13 protein-coding genes are annotated in these 20882 nt (G+C 64.9%); 5 read left to right on the top strand and 8 right to left on the bottom strand.

Annotated elements, in window-relative coordinates:
- Positions 1-132: 132 nt before the first annotated feature.
- Positions 133-1770, top strand: a complete 1638-nt coding sequence (locus IVB26_RS27705) for a carbamoyltransferase family protein (protein ID WP_247968277.1) — start codon at positions 133-135, stop codon at positions 1768-1770.
- A gap of 2 nt (positions 1771-1772) precedes the next feature.
- Here the strand turns inward: IVB26_RS27705 and IVB26_RS27700 are convergent, their stop codons facing one another.
- Positions 1773-2996, bottom strand: a complete 1224-nt coding sequence (locus IVB26_RS27700; protein ID WP_247968276.1) for a phenylacetate--CoA ligase family protein — start codon at positions 2994-2996, stop codon at positions 1773-1775.
- 86 nt (positions 2997-3082) lie between these two features.
- Here IVB26_RS27700 and IVB26_RS27695 point away from each other — a divergent pair, with 86 nt between their 5' ends.
- Positions 3083-4234 (top strand): AGE family epimerase/isomerase, encoded by a 1152-nt coding sequence (locus IVB26_RS27695; protein WP_247968275.1) that lies wholly within the window; start codon positions 3083-3085, stop codon positions 4232-4234.
- Between the two features lie 64 nt (positions 4235-4298).
- On the opposite strand, the gene IVB26_RS27690 is transcribed toward IVB26_RS27695, so the two are convergent.
- From IVB26_RS27690 to IVB26_RS27665, 6 genes are all read right to left on the bottom strand, one after another.
- The gene (locus IVB26_RS27690; RefSeq protein ID WP_247968274.1) at positions 4299-5138 is read right to left on the bottom strand and encodes an ABC transporter ATP-binding protein; all 840 of its coding nucleotides are present in this window, start codon (positions 5136-5138) and stop codon (positions 4299-4301) included.
- A 145-nt stretch (positions 5139-5283) separates the two neighbouring features.
- Positions 5284-6567 carry an ABC transporter substrate-binding protein gene (locus IVB26_RS27685; protein ID WP_247968273.1) on the bottom strand — a complete coding sequence of 428 codons (1284 nt, stop codon included), beginning with the start codon at positions 6565-6567 and terminating at the stop codon, positions 5284-5286.
- A 44-nt stretch (positions 6568-6611) separates the two neighbouring features.
- Positions 6612-7685 (bottom strand): branched-chain amino acid ABC transporter permease, encoded by a 1074-nt coding sequence (locus IVB26_RS27680; RefSeq protein ID WP_247968272.1) that lies wholly within the window; start codon positions 7683-7685, stop codon positions 6612-6614.
- 3 nt (positions 7686-7688) lie between these two features.
- Positions 7689-8582: a branched-chain amino acid ABC transporter permease gene (locus IVB26_RS27675; RefSeq protein ID WP_246930254.1), complete on the bottom strand. Its 894-nt coding sequence runs from the start codon at positions 8580-8582 to the stop codon at positions 7689-7691.
- 214 nt (positions 8583-8796) lie between these two features.
- A complete protein-coding gene (locus IVB26_RS27670) occupies positions 8797-10728 on the bottom strand; it encodes a long-chain fatty acid--CoA ligase (protein WP_247968271.1) in 1932 nt (643 codons plus the stop codon).
- Positions 10725-11546, bottom strand: a complete 822-nt coding sequence (locus tag IVB26_RS27665; RefSeq protein WP_247968270.1) for an ABC transporter ATP-binding protein — start codon at positions 11544-11546, stop codon at positions 10725-10727. Before IVB26_RS27665 ends, IVB26_RS27670 begins: the two co-directional genes overlap by 4 nt.
- Before the next feature lie 336 nt (positions 11547-11882).
- Here IVB26_RS27665 and IVB26_RS27660 point away from each other — a divergent pair, with 336 nt between their 5' ends.
- Positions 11883-12557: a Crp/Fnr family transcriptional regulator gene (locus IVB26_RS27660; RefSeq protein ID WP_247968269.1), complete on the top strand. Its 675-nt coding sequence runs from the start codon at positions 11883-11885 to the stop codon at positions 12555-12557.
- Here IVB26_RS27660 and IVB26_RS27655 read toward each other — a convergent pair.
- Positions 12554-13816 (bottom strand): MFS transporter, encoded by a 1263-nt coding sequence (locus IVB26_RS27655; protein WP_247968268.1) that lies wholly within the window; start codon positions 13814-13816, stop codon positions 12554-12556. The two genes, IVB26_RS27660 and IVB26_RS27655, sit on opposite strands and share 4 nt — an antisense overlap.
- A 329-nt stretch (positions 13817-14145) precedes the next feature.
- Here IVB26_RS27655 and IVB26_RS27650 point away from each other — a divergent pair, with 329 nt between their 5' ends.
- Positions 14146-17289 (top strand): CHAT domain-containing protein, encoded by a 3144-nt coding sequence (locus IVB26_RS27650; RefSeq protein ID WP_247968267.1) that lies wholly within the window; start codon positions 14146-14148, stop codon positions 17287-17289.
- A 254-nt stretch (positions 17290-17543) separates the two neighbouring features.
- Positions 17544-20861 carry an adenylate/guanylate cyclase domain-containing protein gene (locus tag IVB26_RS27645; RefSeq protein WP_247968266.1) on the top strand — a complete coding sequence of 1106 codons (3318 nt, stop codon included), beginning with the start codon at positions 17544-17546 and terminating at the stop codon, positions 20859-20861.
- Positions 20862-20882: the final 21 nt, after the last annotated feature.

Genomic DNA, 20882 nt, shown 5'->3' with positions numbered 1-20882 from the left:
GCAGGGACGATGCAAGGTTCCTGCGCCCGTGGCATCGCGCCAAAGGGGGGCGATCAAGCGCTCCGGCCGCAGAGTGGCCGATTTACATTGGCCGCGGTTTCTATAGAAGGCTTCGCAAGGGGTCTTGACGACATGTACGTGATCGGAATCAGCTCAGGGATCAAGCACGGGCACCATGACGGTGCGGCGGTGTTGTTGCGCGACGGCGAGTTGATCGCAGCCGCCGAGGAGGAGCGTTTCACCCTGGCGAAGCATGCGCGTGGCGAGCTGCCGCGTGGGGCGATCGGCTTCTGCCTGAAGCAGGCCGGCATCACTATGCGTGAGGTCGATTGGATCTGCTCGCCGCTGAAGACCTACACGAACTACACGCAGCGTCTCACCGAATATTTCAAGTATCAGTTCGGCCATAGCCCGAAGATCGAGCTCTACGACCATCACCTCTGTCATGCCGCGAGCTCGTTCTACGGCTCCGGTTTCTCGGAGGCGACCGTCGCCTGCTTCGACTTTTCGGGCGATTCCAGCTCGGGCCTCGTCGCCCATGCGCGCGGCAACGACTTTCGCGTGCTGACACGGTTCGCCCGCCACAACAGTCTCGGGCTCTATTACGGGATGCTGACGCAGTATCTCGGCTATCAGATGACCAATGACGAGTACAAGGTGATGGGCCTGTCGTCGTATGGTAGCCCGGATTATCTCGACAAGTTCGCCAAGCTGCTGCGTCCGGCGGGCATCAACTACGAGCTCGATCCCGAGCTCGACAAGCGCCGGCGCGATGCCGAGATCTTCACGAGCGACTTCTCGACGCGGCAGGAGCGCATCTTCACCGAGAAGATGGAAGAGATTTTGGGGCCGCGACGGCTGCGCGGCCAGCCGCTCGATCAGCGGCTGACCAACATCGCCGCAAGCGGCCAGAAGCAGCTCGAGATCGTCACGACCGAGGTGATCCGCGCTGCCATCGCCGAGACCGGCTGCGGCGACGTCTGCATCGCCGGCGGCGTTGGCCTGAACTGCAAGATGAACATGGAGATTGCGGCCGAGCCGTCCGTGAAGCGTCTCTACGTTCCGCCGGTGCCGCACGATGCGGGCGTGGCACTGGGCGCTGCGATGATGAAATGCGCGGAGGCGGGCCACGCGATCGCGCCGCTGACTCATGCTTACTGGGGACCGGACTATTCCAACGACACGATCCGGGAGACGCTGGACAAGATCGGCGCGCGCTTCGAGCTGCTCGACGATCCCGTATCGCGTTGCGTCACCGACTTGACGGAGCAGAAGACCGTGGGTTGGTTCCAGGGGCGGATGGAGTACGGTCCGCGGGCGCTCGGCAACCGCTCGATCCTGGCGGATCCGCGCCAGGAGGGCATGAAGGACCGCATCAACCTCACCATCAAATACCGCGAGGAATTCCGCCCGTTCTGCCCGTCAGTGCTGTACGAGCGTCAAGCCGAATATTTCGAGGACACCTTCGACGCGCCCTTCATGGTGGTGACGTTCCCGGTCAATGAGAAGGTCGCCAAGACCATGCCTGCGGTGGTCCATGTCGACAACACCGCGCGCATCCAGAGCGTCCATGCGGACAGCAACCCGCTCTACAGCCGACTGATCGGCGAGTTCGCGAAAGCGACCACTCTGCCGGTTCTGATCAACACCAGCCTCAACATCAACGAGCAGCCGACTGTGAACGCCCCACTGGAGGCGCTCCACACCTATTTCTGCTCGGGCCTGGACGTGCTGTATCTCGGCAATTACCGGCTGTCGAAATCGAATTGAGCCTACCGCTCGTCCGCGATCACCTTGCCGTCGTTCGGCAGCGCGCCGGGACTGACCAGATCGACGCTTCCACCGAGTTTCGTCACGGCGCGCAAGCTGGCCGCAACCTCTTCGCGCAATGTGTCGTTCGCGGTCGCCGTTTCCGCTTTCAGTGTCATGGCGTCGGTTTCGCCCTCTCGCGTGACGACGAGGCGCAGTCTTCCGAGCTCGGAATGCCGCTTGCCGATCTCGGCGATCTGCTCGGGACGGACGAACATGCCCTTGACCTTGGTGGTCTGGTCGGCGCGGCCCATCCAGCCCTTGATGCGCATGTTGGTGCGACCGCAAGCACTCGCCCCCGGCAGCGCAGCGGTGAGGTCGCCGAGCGCGAGCCGGATCCAGGGATGATGGGCATCGAGCGAGGTCACCACGATCTCCCCGACGTCGCCGGGCGCCACGGGATCGCCCGTGCCGGGCTGGACGATCTCCAGGATCAGGTCCTCGTTGACGACCATGCCCTCGCGCGCCTCGGTCTCGAACGCGATGAGACCGAGATCGGCGGTGCCGAAGGCTTGGTAGGCGTCGATCCCGCGCGCCTTGATCTCGGCCTGGAGCGAGGGCGGGAACGCCGCACCCGAGACCAGCGCGCGCTTGATCGAAGAGACGTCGCGGCCCGAGCTCGCCGCGGCATCGAGCAATATCTTCAGGAAGTCCGGCGTGCCGCTGTAGCCAACCGGGCGGTAGGCCTCGATCAGCTCGAACTGCTGTTCCGTGTTGCCGGGGCCGGCCGGGATCACGGCGCAGCCCAGCGCACGCGCCGACGCATCGAAGATGAAGCCCCCGGGGGTGAGGTGGTAGCTGAAGGTGTTGAGGACGACGTCATCGGGGCGGAACCCGGCCGCGAACAGCGCCCGCGCACCGCGCCAGGGGTCGGCCTGCCGTCCCTCGGGCTCAAAGATCGGGCCGGGGGAGGTGAAGAGGCGGGCGAACGAGCCCGGCGCCGCCGCCACAAAGCCTCCGAAGGGCGCAGAAGCCTTGTGCAGGGCGGGCAGTTCCGACTTGCGCAACACCGGCAGGCCCGCCAGGGCCGCTCTGGAGGTCACGGCGGCGGGATCGAGGCCTCTTAGCCGCTCGGCATAGGCCGGGGCGGCCATCGCGGCTCGCAGCACCTCCGGCAGGCGGGAGAACAGATCGGCCTCGCGCGTTGCTGGCTCACGCGTCTCGCGGGCGTCGTAATGGGCGGTCATGGCTGTTCTTTCCGTGTTGGCATCCGTTGCGCGCCGCCACCGGCATGGGTATCAGACCGCCATTGGTGAGGCCGAGAGAGGACCCGATGGCGGACGTAGGAAACATTGCGGCGGATGAGGCTGCCGATGTCGTCGCGCGCCTGAAGGGGCGCATGATCGACGAGGCGCTGCCGCTGTGGTCGACCGTCGGCTGGGATCAGGCCACGGGCGGCTTCATCGACCGGCTGCACCGCGACGGTACTGCGGATGCGGCCGCCCCGCGGCGCGTGTTCGTACAGGCCCGCCAGATCTGGTGCTACGCCAAGGCGGCGCAGATGGGCTGGTACCCCGAGGGGCGCGCCGTCGCGCTGAAGGGATTGGAGCACCTGCTGGCATGCGCCAAAGCGCCTGACGGCCGGCCGGGTTATGTGCACCGGCTGACGCCGGAGGGCACGGTGCTCGATGGCCGGCGCGACGCCTATGACCACGCCTTCATCCTGTTCGCGCTCGCGACCGTCTACGCGCTCGACCAGGACGCGCAGGTTCGTGCCGAGATCGACGCGCTGCTGGCTTTCCTCGACGGCCACCTCCGCTCGCCGCATGGGGGCGTGCACGAAGGCCTTCCGGTCTCGCTGCCGCGCCGGCAGAACCCGCACATGCATCTGTTCGAGGCGATGATCGCCTGCTTCGACGCGACTCACGATCTGTCGTTTCAGAACCGTGCCGGCGAATTCTTCGCGCTGTTCCTGGCCAATCTCTACGACAAGCAGAGGCGCATCCTGACGGAGTATTTCGAGGAGGACTGGTCGAAGATCGAACCGGTCAGCGTCGAGCCGGGGCACCAGGCGGAGTGGGTCTGGCTGCTGAAGGGTTTCGAACGCATCACGGGATGTCCGACCGGGCAGCGGCGCGCTGAACTCCTGGCGACCGCGCTGCGCTGTCGCGACGAGCCCACCGGCTGCCTGATCGACGAGGGGGACGACATCGGCAACATCCGCCGCAGCACGCGCCGACTTTGGCCGCAGACCGAAATCGCGAAGGCGTGGATCGCGCAGGCCGAGTCCGGCGAGGCGGGCGCAGCGGACGAGGCGCGTGCGGCGCTGGTGCGGCTCGAACGGCATTATCTCAGCCATCCCGTGAGGGGCGGCTGGTACGACCAGTTCGATCGCGACGGCAAGTCGCTGATCGACACCATTCCCGCGTCGTCGTTCTATCATGTTCTCTGCGCAGTCACGGAAGCGGAGCAGGTGCTGGAGTAAGTGTCTCTTGTTTCGACGCGTTTTCTTCACGCGAACCGGTCCCACTTCGCTTGAAAACGCGATGTCAAAGCCAGCGCTTGCGCCGCTTGAAGCTCTTGAGGTTCTTGAAGCTCTTGCGTTGGTCGCCGGCGCCGCCGAGGTAGAATTCCTTGACGTCCTCGTTGTCGCGCAATTCGTCGGCGGTGCCGTCGAGCACGACCTTGCCTTGCTCCATGATGTAGCCGTGGCTCGCCACCGACAGCGCGGCGCGCGCGTTCTGCTCGACCAGGAGGATGGTGACGCCGAGGTCGCGGTTGATTTTCTGGATGATCGAGAACACCTCTTTCACCAACAGCGGCGACAGGCCCATGGAGGGCTCGTCCATCAGAATCATCTTTGGGCGCGCCATCAGCGCCCGGCCGATCGCGAGCATCTGCTGTTCGCCGCCGGAGAGATAGCCGGCAAGGCCGGTACGCTCTTTCAGGCGCGGGAAATAATTGAAGACCATGTCGAGGTCGGCATCGACCTCGCGGTCCTTGCGGGTGAAGGCTCCGAGCTTGAGATTCTCCAGGGACGTCATGTCGGCGACGATGCGCCGCCCCTCCATCACCTGGAAGATGCCGCGGCGGACGATCTTGTCGGGATCGATGCCGTCGATCCGCTCGTTTTCGAACACGATTTCGCCGCGCGTGACCTCGCCGTCCTCGGTCTTGAGCAGCCCCGAGATCGCCTTCAGCGTCGTCGACTTACCGGCGCCGTTGGCACCCAGCAGCGCCACGATCGCGCCCTTGGGCACCTCTAGGCTGAGGCCGCGCAGCACAAGGATGACGTCGTCATAGACGACCTCGATGTTGCGCACCGCGAGGAGGGGCGGGGCGGCGACGGCGCTTGGCGAGGGGCGCTCGATCTGGGCAATTTCACTCATGGCCAGTTACTCTCTCGGTGTCGTCGCCCGGCTTGACCGGGCGACCCAGTATTCCAGAGGCGCCTGAGATTTCCGGAGAAGCCGCGGCGTACTGGATCCCCCGCCTTCGCGGGGGATGACAGTTGTGGGCGTGGTAAGGCTGAGCTCACCAGCCCAGCAATTCCGGCTTGCGCGGCAGCTCGACGGTCTTGACCTTCTCGAGCTTGATCGTGCCCTTGGCCATGAGATCGTTGAGGTCGCCGTCGGTCGCGCCCGAGATCTTGGTGCGATAGAGATCGACCTTCAGCGTGCCGCGATGGTCCTTGTCGGTCCAGGTCGAGGGATTGCAGACGCCTTCCATTCCGGCCGGCACCCAATCCTTCTTCTGGTAAAAGCCCTTGGCGACGTTCTCACCGGTGGCGCCGCCGTTCTTGGCGGCCCAGTCGATCGCCTCCTTCATGTACAGCGCCGAGCACACGGCGGCGACGTAGTGCACGGGACGATAGACCTTGCCGCTGGCGTCGGACATCTTCGAGATCTCCATCACCGTCTTCATGCCGGGCGCCTCGCCGCCCCAGCTCACCGCGGTGCGCAAGGGGAAGATCACGCCGTTGGCGGCATCGCCGGCCGTCTTGGCGGCGTTCTCGTCCATGCCCCAGACATTGCCCATGAACTGGATCTCGACGCCGGCGGTCTTGCAGGCCTTCAGCACCGAGATGTTGGAGGCGGCGGTGTTGCCGAGATAGGCGTAGTTGGCGCCCGAAGATTTCAGGCTCAGGCACTGCGCGCTGTAGTCACCCGGCGCGAGCGCGAACACCAGCGGCGGCAACACCTCGAAGCCGAGCTCCTGCGCCATTGCTTCACCGGCAGCCTTCGGCGCGTTCGGATAGGGATGGTTGGCGCCCATGTGCACGAATTTCGGCTTGCCGGACTTGCCCTTGGCCTTCCAATCCTCGGCGGCCCACATCAGCATTGCGCGCAGCGAGTCCGAATAGCTCGGGCCATAGAAGAAATTGTAGGGCGCGGGCTTGGCCTTGCCGCTGACGCCTTCGGGATCGGTGAGGGCGGCGGCATAGGAGCCGGACATGTCGGGAATTTTGTCCTGGGCGAGGAAGCCGGTCAGCGCCTCGGTATCGGCGGTGCCCCAGCCCATGATCGCGGCGACCTTGGTGTCCGGCGCCGACCACTTCTTGTAGAGCGCGATCGCGCGCGGCACCTGATAGCCATAGTCGTTGGTGTCGACGTTGAGCTGCTTGCCGCCGACGCCGCCGTTCTTGTTGACCCAGGCGAAGGTGTCGGCGACGGCCTGGCCAAAGGGCGTGCCGACGTCGGAGGTGCCGCCGGAATAGTCGGCGAGGTGCCCGATCGCGATCTGCGCCTGCGCGCCTGCCGAAAATGCGGCGATCGCGATGGCGAGCGATGCGGTGCTCAAAAGGGACTTCATCGTCATGGGTCGGTTCCTCCTGTTTATTGTTTAAGTGAAGTTGCCCGCGCTCAATGCGAGAACGGGTAGAGTTTCCAGTACGCCTTGATCTGCCGCCAGCGATGCGCGAGCCCGTCAGGCTCGAACATCAGGAACGCGATGATGATCACCCCGATCGCGATCTCGCGCAGGAAGGTGATGTTGGTGTTGAGCGACAGCGCCTTGTCGATCGCGCCGCCCTTCAAATAGTGGCTGATGAACTCCATCCCCTCGGGCAGGAGCACCACGAAAGCGGTGCCCATCAGCGTGCCCATGATCGAGCCGGTGCCGCCGATGATGATCATGGCGAGGAACAGGATCGAGCGCTCGATGCCGAAGCCCTCCTGCGACACCACAAGCTGGTAGTGCGCGTAAAGGGCGCCGGCGATGCCGGCGAAAAAGGCGGCGAGTCCGAACGACAGCGTGCGGTATTTCGTCAGGTTGATGCCCATGATCTCGGCGGAGAGATAATGGTCGCGGATCGCCACCAGCGCGCGGCCGTCGCGGGTGCGCATCAGATTGGTGACGAGGATGTAGCTCGCCAGCACATAGGCCAGCACGACGTAGAAATACTGTTTGTCGCCGCGCAGCGTGTAGCCGAAGATCGAGAACGGGTTTGCGCTCGCCGGCACCGAGCCGCCGGAGAACCATTCGGCACGGGAGAAAAAGTCGAGCAGGATGTATTGCGCGGCGAGCGTTGCGATGACGAGGTAAAGCCCCTTCAGCCGCGCCGCCGGGATGCCGAAGATCAGGCCGACCAGCGCGGTGACGATGCCCGCGAGCGGGATTGCGAAGAACACCGGGATCGGCGCGTTGTTGGAGATGTAGGCCGAGGTGAAGGCGCCGAGCAGGAAGAAGGCCGCGTGCCCGATCGAGATCTGACCGGTGAAGCCGACGAGGATATTCAGCCCGAGTGCCGCGATCGAGAAGATGCCGATCTGGATCAGGATGCTGAGCCAGTAGCCGCTGAAGAATTGTGGCGCGAGGCACAGCAGCAGCACGCCCGCGATGGCGAAGTTGCGGCTGGTGGTGGTCGGGAAGATCGTGGTGTCCGCCGCGTACGAGGTGCGGAAATCACCAGCAGGAATGAGGGCAGGGCCGGCCATGGGTCAGATCCGCTCGATGTCATGGGTGCCGAACAGCCCGTAGGGCTTGATCATCAGCACGATGATGAGGACGTAGAACGGCGCGATCTCGTAGAGATTGCCCCAGTGCAGGTATTCGCTGTCGATATATTGCGCGACGTTCTCGAGCAGGCCGATGATGATGCCGCCGAGCACGGCACCGCCGACTGAATCGAGCCCGCCGAGGATCGCCGCCGGAAACACCTTGATGCCGTAACCGGCAAGGCCCGAGGACACGCCGTTCACGACCGCGACGACGACGCCTGCAACCGCCGACACCGTCGCCGAGATCGCCCAGGCCATGGCGAACACGCTCTTCACGGAGATGCCGAGCGACTGCGCCACCTGCTGGTTGAACGCGGTGGCGCGCATCGCAAGACCATATTTGGATGCGCGGAAGAACCAGGCCATGCCGATCATCATCGCGACCGACACCACGAGGCTCATGACATAGACGGTCTGGATCTGGAGGCCGAACAGGCTGACCGACTGGCTCTCGAACACGCGCGGGAACGGCTGCGGATTGACGCCGAACATCCATTTCAGCGTCGCCTGGAGCACGGTGGAGAGGCCGATCGTCACCATGATCACCGAGATGATCGGCTCGCCGATCATCGGCCGCAGGATGAGGACCTGGACCGCAATGCCGAACACGAACATGAACACCAGCGTCATCGGCATGCCGATCCAGAACGGCACCTGGTATTTCGCCAGCAGGGCCCAGCACACCCAGGCGCCGACCAGCAGCAATTCACCTTGCGCGAAATTGACGACCTGCGTCGCCTTGTAGATCAGCACGAACGACATCGCGACCACGCCATAGAGCGTGCCGACCACGAGGCCGTTGACCAGGAGCTGGATGAGGAAGGCGGTGTTCATGTGATGCTCGCGGACAAATGCGGCGCGCTCTCCTCTCCCCATGTGGGAAAGGGTGGCTTCGCGAACCGAAGACGGGTGAGGGGTTGTTTCGGCAGTGAACGTGCGGAGAGACGACCCCTCACCCGAGTGAGGTTGTGGTTGATAGCGGAGAGGCCCTCTCCCACAAGGGGAGAGGGCACAGTAACGCGCATCACACTCGTTGCCGACGCAAACATCACTCCGCAGCCTCCGCCATATGGCCATGCACTCCCAGATCCACCACGCGCAGTGTCGTGCGCACCCGCTGCGTGGTGCCATCCTGGAAGCGGATTACGGTATCGACGGGGATGTCGGCATCGCCCCGGTAGATGGCGTCGATGATGCCGGCGTATTTCTCGTTGATGACGCTGCGGCGCACCTTTCTTGTGCGGGTGAGCTCGCCGTCGTCCGCGTCGAGCTCCTTGTGGAGCAGCAGGAAGCGCGAGATGCGCTGGGCCGGCGGCAGCGTGGCGTTGACGGTCTCGACCTCCTTCTGGAGCAGCGCATAGACTTCCGGCCGCGAGGCGAGATCGCTGTAGGTGGTGAAGGAGAGGCGGCTCTTCTCCGCCCATTTGGAGATAATGGAGTAGCGGATGCAGATCATCGCCGCGAGCGCATCGCGGCCTGCGCCGAGCACCACGGCTTCGGCGATATAGGGCGAAAATTTCAGCTTGTTCTCGATGAACTGCGGCGAGAAGCGCTCGCCGCGCGAGGTCTCGGCGAGATCCTTGATGCGGTCGATGACGACGAGCTGCTGGTTGGCGTTGAAATAGCCGGCATCGCCCGACAACATCCAGCCGTCCCTGATGTCGGCGACGCTGGCCTCGGGATTCTTGTAATAGCCGAGAAACATGTTGGGGTGCCGCACCACGATCTCACCGACGCCATGGACGTCGGCATTGTCGATCCGGATCTCGACGTCGTCTGACATCGGCACGCCGGTGGTGTCGGGATCGACCTTGCCCTCGGGATGCAGCGTGTAGGCCCCCAGCAGCTCGGTCTGGCCGTACAGGGTGCGCAGCGGCACGCCCATGGCCTGGAAAAACTTGAAGGTCTCAGGGCCGAGCGCCGCGCCGCCGGTTGCAGCCGAGCGCAGCCGGGTGAAACCGAGGCGGTCGCGTAGCGCGCGGAACAGGATCGCGTCGGCGAGGCCCGAGCGCTTGCCGTGTTCGAGCGCGGCAAGCCCCGACTTCATGCCGACGTCGAACAGGCGCTGCTTGAAGGGCGTCGCATCCATCACCTTGGCGCGGACGTCGGCGGCAATGGACTCCCAGACGCGGGGCGCGAACAGCACGAACGTCGGCGCGATCTCGCGCAGATCGTTCATCATGGTATCGGGCTCTTCGACGAAGTTGATCTTCATCCGGCACAACAGGCCTTTGCCGAGCACGTAGACCTGCTCCATGATCCACGGCAGCGGCAGCACCGAGACGTATTCGTCGTCCGGGCCCTTGGGGTCGAAGGCAAGATAGGTCGCGCAATGGCCGAGCACGCGGCCGGCGGCGAGCATGGCAAGCTTGGGATGAGAGGTGGTGCCCGACGTCGTGCAGAGGATCGCGACGTCCTCGCCCTTGGTGGCATCGACCAGTCTGTCGTAAAGCTCCGGCTCCCGCGCGGCACGTGCCCGGCCGAGCTCGGCAAACGCTTCCGCCGACATCAGCCGCGGGTCGTCGTATTTCCGCATTCCACGCGGATCGGAATAGATGATGTGCTTCAGCTTCGGCGCGCGTTCGGCGAGGGTGAGCAGCTTGTCGACCTGCTCCTCGTCCTCGGCGAAGACGAGCTGCGCCTCGCCATAGTTGAGGAGGTAGGAGGCCTCCTCGTCCAGCACGTCGCGGTAAAGTCCGAGGCTTAGGCCGCCGATGGCGTGCGTCGCCACTTCCGCCGCGACCCAGTCCGGCCGGTTGTCGCCGATGATGCCGATGACGTCGCCGCGGCCAAGGCCCACTTCGAGAAGACCGAGCGCAAAGTCGCGTACGCGGGTCTGATAGTCGTTCCAGGTGAACAGCCGCCAGAGCCCGAGATCCTTCTCGCGCAATGCGATTTCGTTGCCGTGCTCCTTGGCGTTGAGCCGGAGCATTTTCGGATAGGTGTCGGCCTGCGCGACTCGGCCTGCGTAATCCATCATGCCGCGCTCTCCTGCGCTGGCGAAGCATCGTCGGGATCGACCAGCACCTCGTCCTCCTCGCCGAGATAGGCGCGCCTGACGTGGGGATCGGCCAGCACGGTCGCCGGATCGCCTTCGGCGATCTTCTTGCCGAAATCGAGCACCATGACGCGATGGGAGATGTCCATCACCACGCCCATGTCGTGCTCGATCATCACCACCGTCATCCCGAACTCCTCGTTGAGGTCGACGATGTAGCGGGCCATGTCCTCCTTCTCCTCGAAGTTCATGCCGGCCATCGGCTCGTCGAGGAGGATGAGGCGCGGCTCCAGCGCCATGGCGCGGGCGAGCTCCACGCGCTTGCGCAGGCCGTAGGAGAGGGTGCCGGCGGTGGCTTTTCGCACCGACTGGAGATCGAGGAAGTCGATGATCTCCTCGACCTTGCGGCGGTGCTCGAGCTCCTCCTTGCGCGCGCCGGTGAGCCAGTACAGCGAGCCCGTGAGGAAATTGTTCTTCAGAAGGTGATGACGCCCGACCATGATGTTGTCGAGCACGCTCATGTGGTGGAACAGCGCCAGGTTCTGGAAGGTGCGGCCGATGCCGAGCGAGGCGCGGGCATTCGGGGTCAAACCGGTGATGTCGCGGCCCTGGTAGAACAGCTGGCCCTCGGTCGGCTTGTAGCGGCCGGAAATACAGTTCACGATCGAGGTCTTGCCGGCGCCGTTGGGGCCGATGATCGAGAACAGCTCGCCCTCCCTGATGGCGAAGCCGACGTCGGTTAGCGCTCGGACGCCGCCGAATCGCAGGGACACGCCGCGCACTTCAAGACTGGTAGCCACCAAACCAAACCCTCCCGGTGATGGCGCTTTTTAGCGGCGCTCTTCGTCCGTTCCTGCCCGGCGATCCTAGTACGGTGGTGCCGGTGAGGCCATGCAGCAGATGGTCTCGACCGGACCGCGCCACTCCCGTTCCCGTTTGGGATCAAAAGCCGCATCGCCCGATGTGGTCCTCAATAGGGGAAAGCGCTATTTTGAAATGTCTCGCGGCTGACAATTCTGCGACAAAGTTTGCCGGGCGGCAGTGGCCTTCATCTTTCGTCGGATGGCGGTCGAAATCATCATGCTGCATTGCAGCAGAAGGCGGAGCGACGAAACGGTGCGGCTGGCGGCGAGATCATGATTTCAGAAGATCATCTGAAGCGCGTCGCCGCCTGGTCGCGCGAGCTCACGCAAGCGGAGATTGACGTCGCGCGTGCCGGAATCACCGAGCGCTCCTACGGCACCGGCGAGACCGTGTTCATGCGCGGCGATATTTTTGCCTATTGGGCCGGCATGGTGGGCGGCCTTGCCCGCATGGGCGGGGTCTCGCGGGACGGCAAGGAGACCAGCCTTGCCGGGCTGACGGCAGGGGCCTGGTTCGGCGAGGGCAGCGTGCTCAAGAACGAGCCGCGCCGCTATGACGTGGTCGCGCTGCGCGACAGCCGCGTCGCCCTGATGGAACGCAGCGCCTTCATGTGGCTGTTCGAGAACAGCGTCGGGTTCAACCGCTTTCTGGTGCGCCAGCTCAACGAACGGCTCGGCCAGTTCATCGGCATGCTCGAGGTCAACCGCACTCTGGACGCCACCGCGCGCCTCGCCCGCAGCATTGCTTCGCTGTACAACCCGATCCTCTATCCGGAATCGACCGCGCACCTGGAGATCACCCAGGAGGAGATCGGCGCGCTCTCCGGCATGTCCCGCCAGAACGCCAATCGCGCGCTGAATCGGCTGGAGAAGGAGGGGCTGCTGCGGCTGGAATATGGCGGCGTCACCATCCTCGATATCGAGCGACTGCGCGGGTATGGGGACTAGCGCGCATTGGCGGGTGCGTGCACCGGCCAGAGATCAGCGCGCCAGCGGATCGCGATCGCCAGCATCGCGATGATCCCCGAGGCGGCATAAAGCGAGCCCGTTGCGGAATAGCCGATGATGTCGATCAGGCTGCCGGCGGCCAGCAGTCCGAGCGGCAGGCCATAGATCACCATCATGCGGACGCCCATCACGCGGCCGCGCAGATGCGCACTCGCCGTTCGCATCAGGATCACGGCCGCCGAGATCATCGACATACTCTGCGCGATGCCGGCGAGAACGAGGCAGGCCATTGCGACCGGCATGGTCCTGAGCTCCACGAATACCAGCAGCATGGCGTACCAGGCCAGCGTTGCGCCGATCAGGAGCCGGGCAATGCGCAGTCCGCTGACGAGGCTCAGCGTGATGGAGCCGATCAGTGAGCCGACGGCGAAGCTCGCGGAGAGATAGCCGAGGCCGGTCTGGTCGGTCTGAAAGATCTCCCGCGCGATGTAAGGGAGTAGTCCGCCGGTGAAAGGAAAAGCGGTGAGATTGGCCAGAAAGGCGACGCAGAGCGCCGCGCGCATTCCCGGGCCGTTCCAGGCGTAGACGATCCCCTCCTTGAGGTCGCCGAACAATCGCGAAATGGCGCGGCTGTCCGCGGGAAGATCGCTCGTGGTGACGATCCTTTTCGGCCGGGTCAGGCAGAGCATGAGAAGCGCGGCCGCGAAGTAGAGGCACGCGATCGCCACATAGACGAGGCCGATGCCGAGGAGCGCAAACAGCCCGGCGCCCGTCAACGCTCCAGCGATGCGGGCGCTGTCTTGGGTCGTGCGCGCAACGCTGATGGCGCCCACCAGCTGCTCGGCCGGCATGATCTCGGCGAGCAGCGCGCCCCGGACGCCGAGATCGGAGGGACGAATCAGGCCCATGATCGCGACGATGATCATGACGCTTAGCGGCGACAGATGACCGGTCAGCGCCAGAACCATGATGGTCGACGACAGCACCGTATAGGCAAGACGCATCACGACCAGGAGATCGCGATGGCCCATGCGGTCGCCGATCATGCCGAACACCGGGGCGACCAATGTCCCGACGAATTGGAGCGAGGCAAGCACGGTCAGCAGGAGCACCGAGCCGGTCTCGACCAGGATGTACCAGCCGAGCACCAGCGTCTCGACCTCGAACGCCCAGGAGGTGAGCAGGTCGGACGGCCACTGGAAGCGATAATTGCGAATGCGAAATGGCGCGAGTGCCGACGGCCGCGCGGCTGCGCTCAAGACGCGATGACGCGTGTCACGGCGATTCCTTTGCCTTGTTTTTTCTTCTGCGCGAGAACCTAGCGCCGGTGATGCCGGTGTCAATCGAAGCTGCCGCATGCCGCCATGCGCGACGACCCGCCCCCCGAGGGCTCCCGGTTGCCCCTTCCGCCGACGTATGACGCGGTCACATAGTTTTCATCTTGCTGTGGCCCTAAGAGCTGGCGGGCTCGGGGGAGCGGAGCGATCACAGCATGTGGGTACGTTGGCAGACGTTTGCCGCACGGCTTCTGGGTTCCCTGATTCTCATGAGCGTCCTCGTGTTGCCCTGCCGGGCTGGACCACAGGACATGCTGACGCTGATGCAGCGCATCACGTCGCTGGCCAAGGAAGGCCGTTATGGCGAGGCGGTCGGGCTGGCACGAAAGCTCGTCGCCGAGTCCGAGAAGAGCTCGGGCCGACAGTCGCCGCTGACGGCAACCACGCTGGTGGTGCTGGGCCAGTCGCTCCAGGCGCAAGGCGAGACGACCGAGGCCGAAGCCGTGCTGCGGCGGGCACTTGCGATTCGCGAGAAGAGCCTCGGACCCAATCATCCCGAGGTCGCCGCCGTGCTCGGCACGCTCGGCCAGATCGAGCTCGGCCTCAACCGGCTGAGCGAGGCCGAGCGGGATATGTCACGCGCCATCGCCATCGACGAGAGCGTGCTGGGCTCGGACCACCTCACGACGGCAATGGCGCGCATGCAGCTCGGCAATCTCCGTCACCGTCAGATGAAGGAGACCGAGGCGCTCGACATGTTCAGTCGCGCCCTTGCGGTGTTCAGGAAGTCGCCGGGACAGGCCGATATCATGATCCCGGTAACCCTGAACAACATCGCGGAGGTCAATCGTGCGCAAGGCCGGTTGCACGAGGCCGAAGCGAACTTTGCCGAAGCGCTCGCTCTCCAGGAAAAGCAGCATGGCCCTAACAGCATCTATCTGACGGCGGCGCTGAGCAATTTCGGCGAGCTCCGGCGCGCGCAGGGCCGGCTTCAGGACGCCGAGCAGCTGGCCCGGCGAGCCCTGGCCATCAGGGAGAAGGCGCTGGGACCCGATCATCCTGACGTCGCCGCGAGCTTGAACAATCTCGCCTTGGTGTTTTCACGCGAGGGCCGGGACGCGGAGGCCGAGGGGCTGCTGACACGGGCGCTCGCCATTCAGGAAAAGAGTTTTGGAGCGGCGCATCCGAACGTAGCGACGGCGCTGAACAATCTCGCGGAGGCCTGGACCCATCTCAATCGCAAGCAGGAGGCCGAGCAGCTCTTGCGCAAATCGCTCGTCATTCGCGAGAAAGCCCTCGGTCCTGGCCATCTCGACGTCGCCATCGCTCTCGACAACCTGGTGACGCTGATGGGCGACGGCGATCGGTACGCCGAGGCCGAACCGTTCGCGCGCCGCTCGCTTGCGCTGCGCGAAGCCGTCCTCGGCGCCTCCCATCCGCTTGTCGCCAACAGCCTGAACAATCTGGCCGTCATCCTGGACAGCACCGGCCGGGCGCAGGAGGCCGAGCCGCTCCTGAAACGCGCGCCGGATATTCGCCTGCGCGCTCTCGGCGAGATGCATCCTGATATCGCCAACAGTTTTGCCAATCTCGGCGCCCATCATATCGATTTGAAGGATTGGCAACAGGCCCGCGATGCGTTCGCGCACGCGGTGGCGATCCAGAACGGCCGCCGTGCCGCGGAGTTCGGGGAGGAGGGCCGCGGCGATCTCAGGGCCCATGAAGACACCAATCCATATCCGGGCCTGATCGTTGCCGCCTACAACCTCGCGCGCGGCGCCACTGACGAGCAGAAGGGCGCGTTGCGGTCGCAGGCGTTCGAGGCGGCACAGTGGATCGGTGACGAGCAGGCAGCGCGCGCGATCGCGGGGATGTCGGCCCGGGTCGCGGATGGCAGCGGGGATCTCGCGGCGCGCGTTCGAGAACGGCAGGATCTCGGCGCGCAAGCGGTCGCGACCGACAAGATGCTGGTGGCGGCGATCTCGCAAGCCAATGCCGCGCGCAATGCCGCCGCCGAACAAGCGCTCCGCGCCCGTGCCTCGGCCATCGCAAATCAAATCCGGGAATTGGATCGCACGATCGCCGCCCAGTTTCCGGACTATGCGGCGCTGGTGACCAAGACGCCGATCGCGATCGAGGATGTCCAGAAGCAGCTTCGTCCCAACGAGGCGATGGTGCTGTTCGCGACGACGTCGCGTACCACTTTTGTCTGGACGGTGACGCGCTCGGATGTGCGTTGGCATGCGGCCGATCTCGGTGAAAGGCAGGTCAACGAGGCCGTCGGCGCGCTGCGTTGCGGTCTCGACGCGGAGGCATGGCTGGACAAGGCATCGACGTGCCCTCAGAAGCTCGGCCGCAAGACTCCGCTGGGCGCAGACGAACCGCTGCCGTTCGATCAGGAGCGCGCCTTTGCGCTCTACCAGGCCCTGCTTGGTCCGGTCGCGCGCGAGATCGATGGCAAGGAGCTGATCCTGGTGCCGTCGGGCCCACTGGCGACGCTGCCTTTCCAGGTTTTGCTGACGGACAAGCCCACGGCAGGTGGAGACCTCACGAGGGCGCCCTGGCTGGTCAGGCGATTTGCGACCACCGTCTTGCCCTCCGTCTCCAGCCTCAAGGCGCTACGCCAGGTTGGGCGCAGGAGCGCGGCGTCGAAACCGTTTCTTGGCGTCGGCAATCCGACGCTCGACGGCGATGGCCGCAGCGATCTTTCGATCTCACGCGCCAAGCTGGCGCGCCAGATCCAGACCTGCGCGGCCATCCCGACGCAGGCGAGCCAGGTCGCGCAAAGAAGCTTGCGTGCCGTCGACGCGCTGTCGGGCGGCGCGGCGGACATTGCGCAACTCAGGCGCCAGATGCCGCTGCCGGAAACCGCGCTCGAATTGTGCGCGGTGGCTGGCACCTTCGCGCCCGTCAAAGGCGATGTCCTGCTCGCCAATGATGCGTCCGAGACGAAGATGAAGACGTTCAGCCAGAGCGGCGATCTCGCAAAATATCGCATCCTGCATTTCGCGACGCATGGCGCGCTTGCGGGGCAGGTGCGCGGCTCGATCGAACCCGGCTTGATCCTGAGTCCGCCAATGGCCGCGACGCAAGCCGATGACGGCTATCTCTCGTCGTCGGAGATTTCGGGCCTCAAGCTCGATGCCGAATGGGTGATCCTGTCGGCCTGCAACACCGCCGGTGGCCAGGCGGCCAATTCGGAGGCCTTCTCAGGTCTCGCGCGCGCCTTCTTCTATGCAGGTACGCGCGCGCTGCTCGTGTCGCACTGGGCGGTCAACTCCGATGCGGCGGTGATCATCACGACCGGCACGATCGATGCCCTCAACGCACATCCCGACATCGGCCGCGCCGAGGCGCTGCGTCGCTCGATCTCGGCCCTGATTGCGAAGGGTGGCGCGAATGCGCAGCCCGGCATCTGGGCGCCGTTCGTGCTGGTGGGGAACGGCGCCATGTAGCGCTATGCATATCAATGCGCCGCCGCGCACGAACCGGCTGGAGAAGGAGGGGGTGTTGCGGCCGGCGTATGGCGAGGTCACTGTCCCCGACATTGAAGACTGCGCAGTTGCGGCGAGGAGTGAAGCCGCGACCACGTCCGTTAACCAACCACCGCTTGCTCTTCCCATGCAACGAGCCCATGCTCGCCGGGTTCCTGGCTCCATCCGGTAGTCCAGTAGATCGTGCCGTCGCGGCTTTCGCGGGGTCTTGACCCATGAACTGCTCTTGCTGCGGTTCCGAGGTTCAGAGCGGCTTTGCCTTCTGCCCGAAGTGCGGCACGAAGCAGCCCAACGCGTGCCCCGGCTGCGGCTATGCATGCGCACCAGATTTCGCCTATTGCCCGAAATGCGGCGCCCTGGTCGGTGAGGCCCTCAAAGACGGGGGAGAGGCGCGGCCGAGCCGGCCGACAGCGCCGATCAGGGCCTCCTCGCCGCCGCTGGCACCGCTGGCCGACCCGCAACAAGCATGTCGCCCGCAGTCTGACAGGATCGACAGCGAAGCAAACCGCCGCACCATCACCGTGCTGTTTGCCGACCTCAGCGGCTTCACTGCGATGAGCGAGCGGCTCGACCCCGAGGTCATGCAGACGCTTCAGAACCAATTGTTCGAGGAACTGACGGCCGCGGTGCAGAGCTTTGGCGGCTTCGTGGACAAATTCATCGGCGATGCGCTGCTCGCGCTGTTTGGTGCGCCGGCCGCGCACGAGGACGATCCCGAGCGGGCGGTCCGCGCTGCCCTCGACATGATCAGCCGGACGGCGCGCCTCAGCGAGCGCGCAAAAGCCTATGCCGGTTCACCGCTGCTGCTCCATGTCGGCATCAACACCGGCCACGTCGTCGCGGGCGGGTTAGGTGTGGGCGTTGCCAAATCCTTTTCGGTGACCGGCGATACCGTGAATACCGCGCAGCGGTTGCAGTCGATGGCGGCGCCGGGCGAGGTGCTGGTCGGGCCGCTGACCCACCGTCTGACGCGGCATGCGTTCTCCTATGACTCGCTTGGCGAGGTCTCGCTCAAGGGCAAGATGGGCAGCGTTCTGGTCCATCGCCTGAAGGGACCGCTCGATACGCCCCGCGCGGCACGCGGCCTCGACACGCTGGGCCTTGATGCACCGCTGGTCGGGCGCGACGCCGAGCTTGCGCGCGTGATCGGCAGCCTTGATCGCGCGCGCGACGGCGCGGCTCAACTGGTGCGGCTGATTGGCGAAGCGGGCATTGGGAAAACGCGGCTGGTCGACGAATTCCTCGCCCGTATCCGTGATGAGGATCGCTTCGCAGACTTGGCGGTCCGGCGGGCGGTCTGCTCGCCGCTCGGCGAACAGTCTTACGGCGCACTCGCCGCCGTGCTGCGTAGCGCTTATGGCATCGCACAGAAGGCCTGCGCTGCAGAGGCGGAGGCGAAGGTCGCGGAAGCGCTGTCGGAGCTTGGCCTCGCGACTGACGAAGCCGCCCGCCTGATGCCCCTCTATCTGCACGTACTCGGCATCGGCGACCCCAACGCCCTGCTCAGGCATGTCGAGCCCGAACAGCTACGCCGGCAGATATTCTTCGCGATTCGAACCATCTTCGAACGCCGCCTGGCACTGTCGCCGCTGCTGATCATCGTCGAGGATCTGCACTGGGCCGATGCGGTCTCACTTGAAGCGTTGCGGTTCCTGATGGACCGACTTGAGCGGACGCGGCTGATGCTGCTGTTTACGCATCGGCCGACGCTGGAACTGGAGCAGCTCGGTTCGAGCAGGATCAGTCACACGACCCTTCGGCTGCCTCCGCTTGGCGATGCTGACGGACAGAGGCTGCTCGCGGCCTACTTCAGGCACGGTTGGCGTGAACCGCCGGGACGTCTGTTCAGTCGGATCCTCGATCGCGCCGGCGGCAATCCGCTTTTCCTCGAGGAGATCATACGCGGCCTCATCGAGGCCGGCACCCTGGAACGCGACGGCGCGCAGTGGCGGGTGAAGTCGGATGAAGCCGCGGCCGATATTCCGGCAAGCATTCAGGCTTTGTTGCTGGCGCGCCTCGACCGGTTGCCGCACCAGGTCCGCCTCCTGGCGCAGGAGGCCGCGGTGATCGGCCCGCGTCTTGATGCGGGTGTGCTTGGTGCGGCGGCAACCGAGCCAGCGAGGGTTGAAGTAGGGCTCGAACTTCTATGCGACGCGGAGATCATCGAGGAGATCGCGGGTTCGAACTCGATTTCGCTGCGCACCTACCGTTTTACGCAAACCATGCTTCAGGACGTGATCTATCAAAACCTGCTTCTGCAGCGCCGGATCGAGCTTCACGGACGGATTGGTGCCGCGCTGGAGCGGCTCTATGGCAATGAGCCCGAGCGCCTCGAGGATCTCATACTGCTCGGACATCACTTCAGTCTGAGCGCGAGCAAGCCGAAGGGCGCGCGCTATCTGCGCGCGGCCGGCGACCGCGCACGCGCGAGCTATGCCAATGACGATGCCATCCGTCTCTACCGACAGGCCCTCGCCGTGCTATTGGCCAGCGGCGAACGGGAGCCGGACCGTCTGGTCCTGTACGAGCGGATTGCGGACCTTTGTGGTGCGGCTGGCCGGCGGAATACGGCCGAGGAGCACTATCAAAGCGCGTTGGAGGGGTACCGCGCCGCGGAGGACCGGATCGGCGAAGCGCGGATTCTCCGCAAGCTTGGCCGATTGCTGTGGGACGCCGGCAAGCGGATCAAGGCGGAGACGCATTACGCCGAGGCTGCCAAACTGCTTGGAGGGATCGACGCGCCCATCGAGTGGGCGCATCTCTTGCAGGAGCGCGGCCGTCTCGCGTTTCGCACCGGCGATCACGTGGCCGCCGCGAGCTGGGCAGAGGAGGCGCTCGGCTATGCGCGATCCGTGCCTGCCGACGCCGACAAGCACGCCGTGCTCGAGGCGGCGCGCGCCATTGCGGAGGCTCTCAATACCAAGGGAGTTGCACTGGCGCGGGTTGGACGACACCAGGAGGCGGTGCGCGAGGTAGAGCAAAGTGTCGCAGCCGCCGAAGCCGCCGGCCTTCTTAACGTCGCCTGCCGCGGCTACACCAATCTCGGTGTGCTCTACACGATTGTCGACCCGGCGAAAGCCGTGGAGGTCTGCCGGCGTGGACTGGATGTCGCGTGTCGGATCGGGGATCTCGGCTTCCAGGCGCGTCTTCTCGCCAATTTTGCCGTTGCTTGTTGCACCTTCACGGACAGATGTACCGAGGAGGGGGTGCCGGCTGCGGAGAAGGCGATCGAAATCGACCGTGCGCTCGATCAGCGGGAACATCTCTCCGTGCCCTTGATCGTGCTCGGGCAAATTCATCAATGCCATTTCCGCCCCGATCTGGCCGCCCTCTGCTACAATGAGGCAATCGAGGTGGCGAACGAAACCGGCGAACCGCAGCAGCTCTTTCCGTGCTATGATGGTCTCGCGACACTGAGCCTTGATCGAGGCGACATGCCCGAGGCCGACCGATATTTCGCGCTGGCCCACGATGTCTGCGCCCGCCACGGGCTTGATCCCGCCGGGCTGATCGTGCTGCCATTTCTTGACTAGGTCATATGAAGGAGTTCAACC

Source organism: Bradyrhizobium sp. 195 (assembly GCF_023101665.1).
In the GTDB taxonomy this organism is placed as follows: Bacteria; Pseudomonadota; Alphaproteobacteria; order Rhizobiales; family Xanthobacteraceae; genus Bradyrhizobium.
Note: the sequence above shows the minus strand (reverse complement) of the source record. Positions and strands in the feature narration are given on the sequence as shown.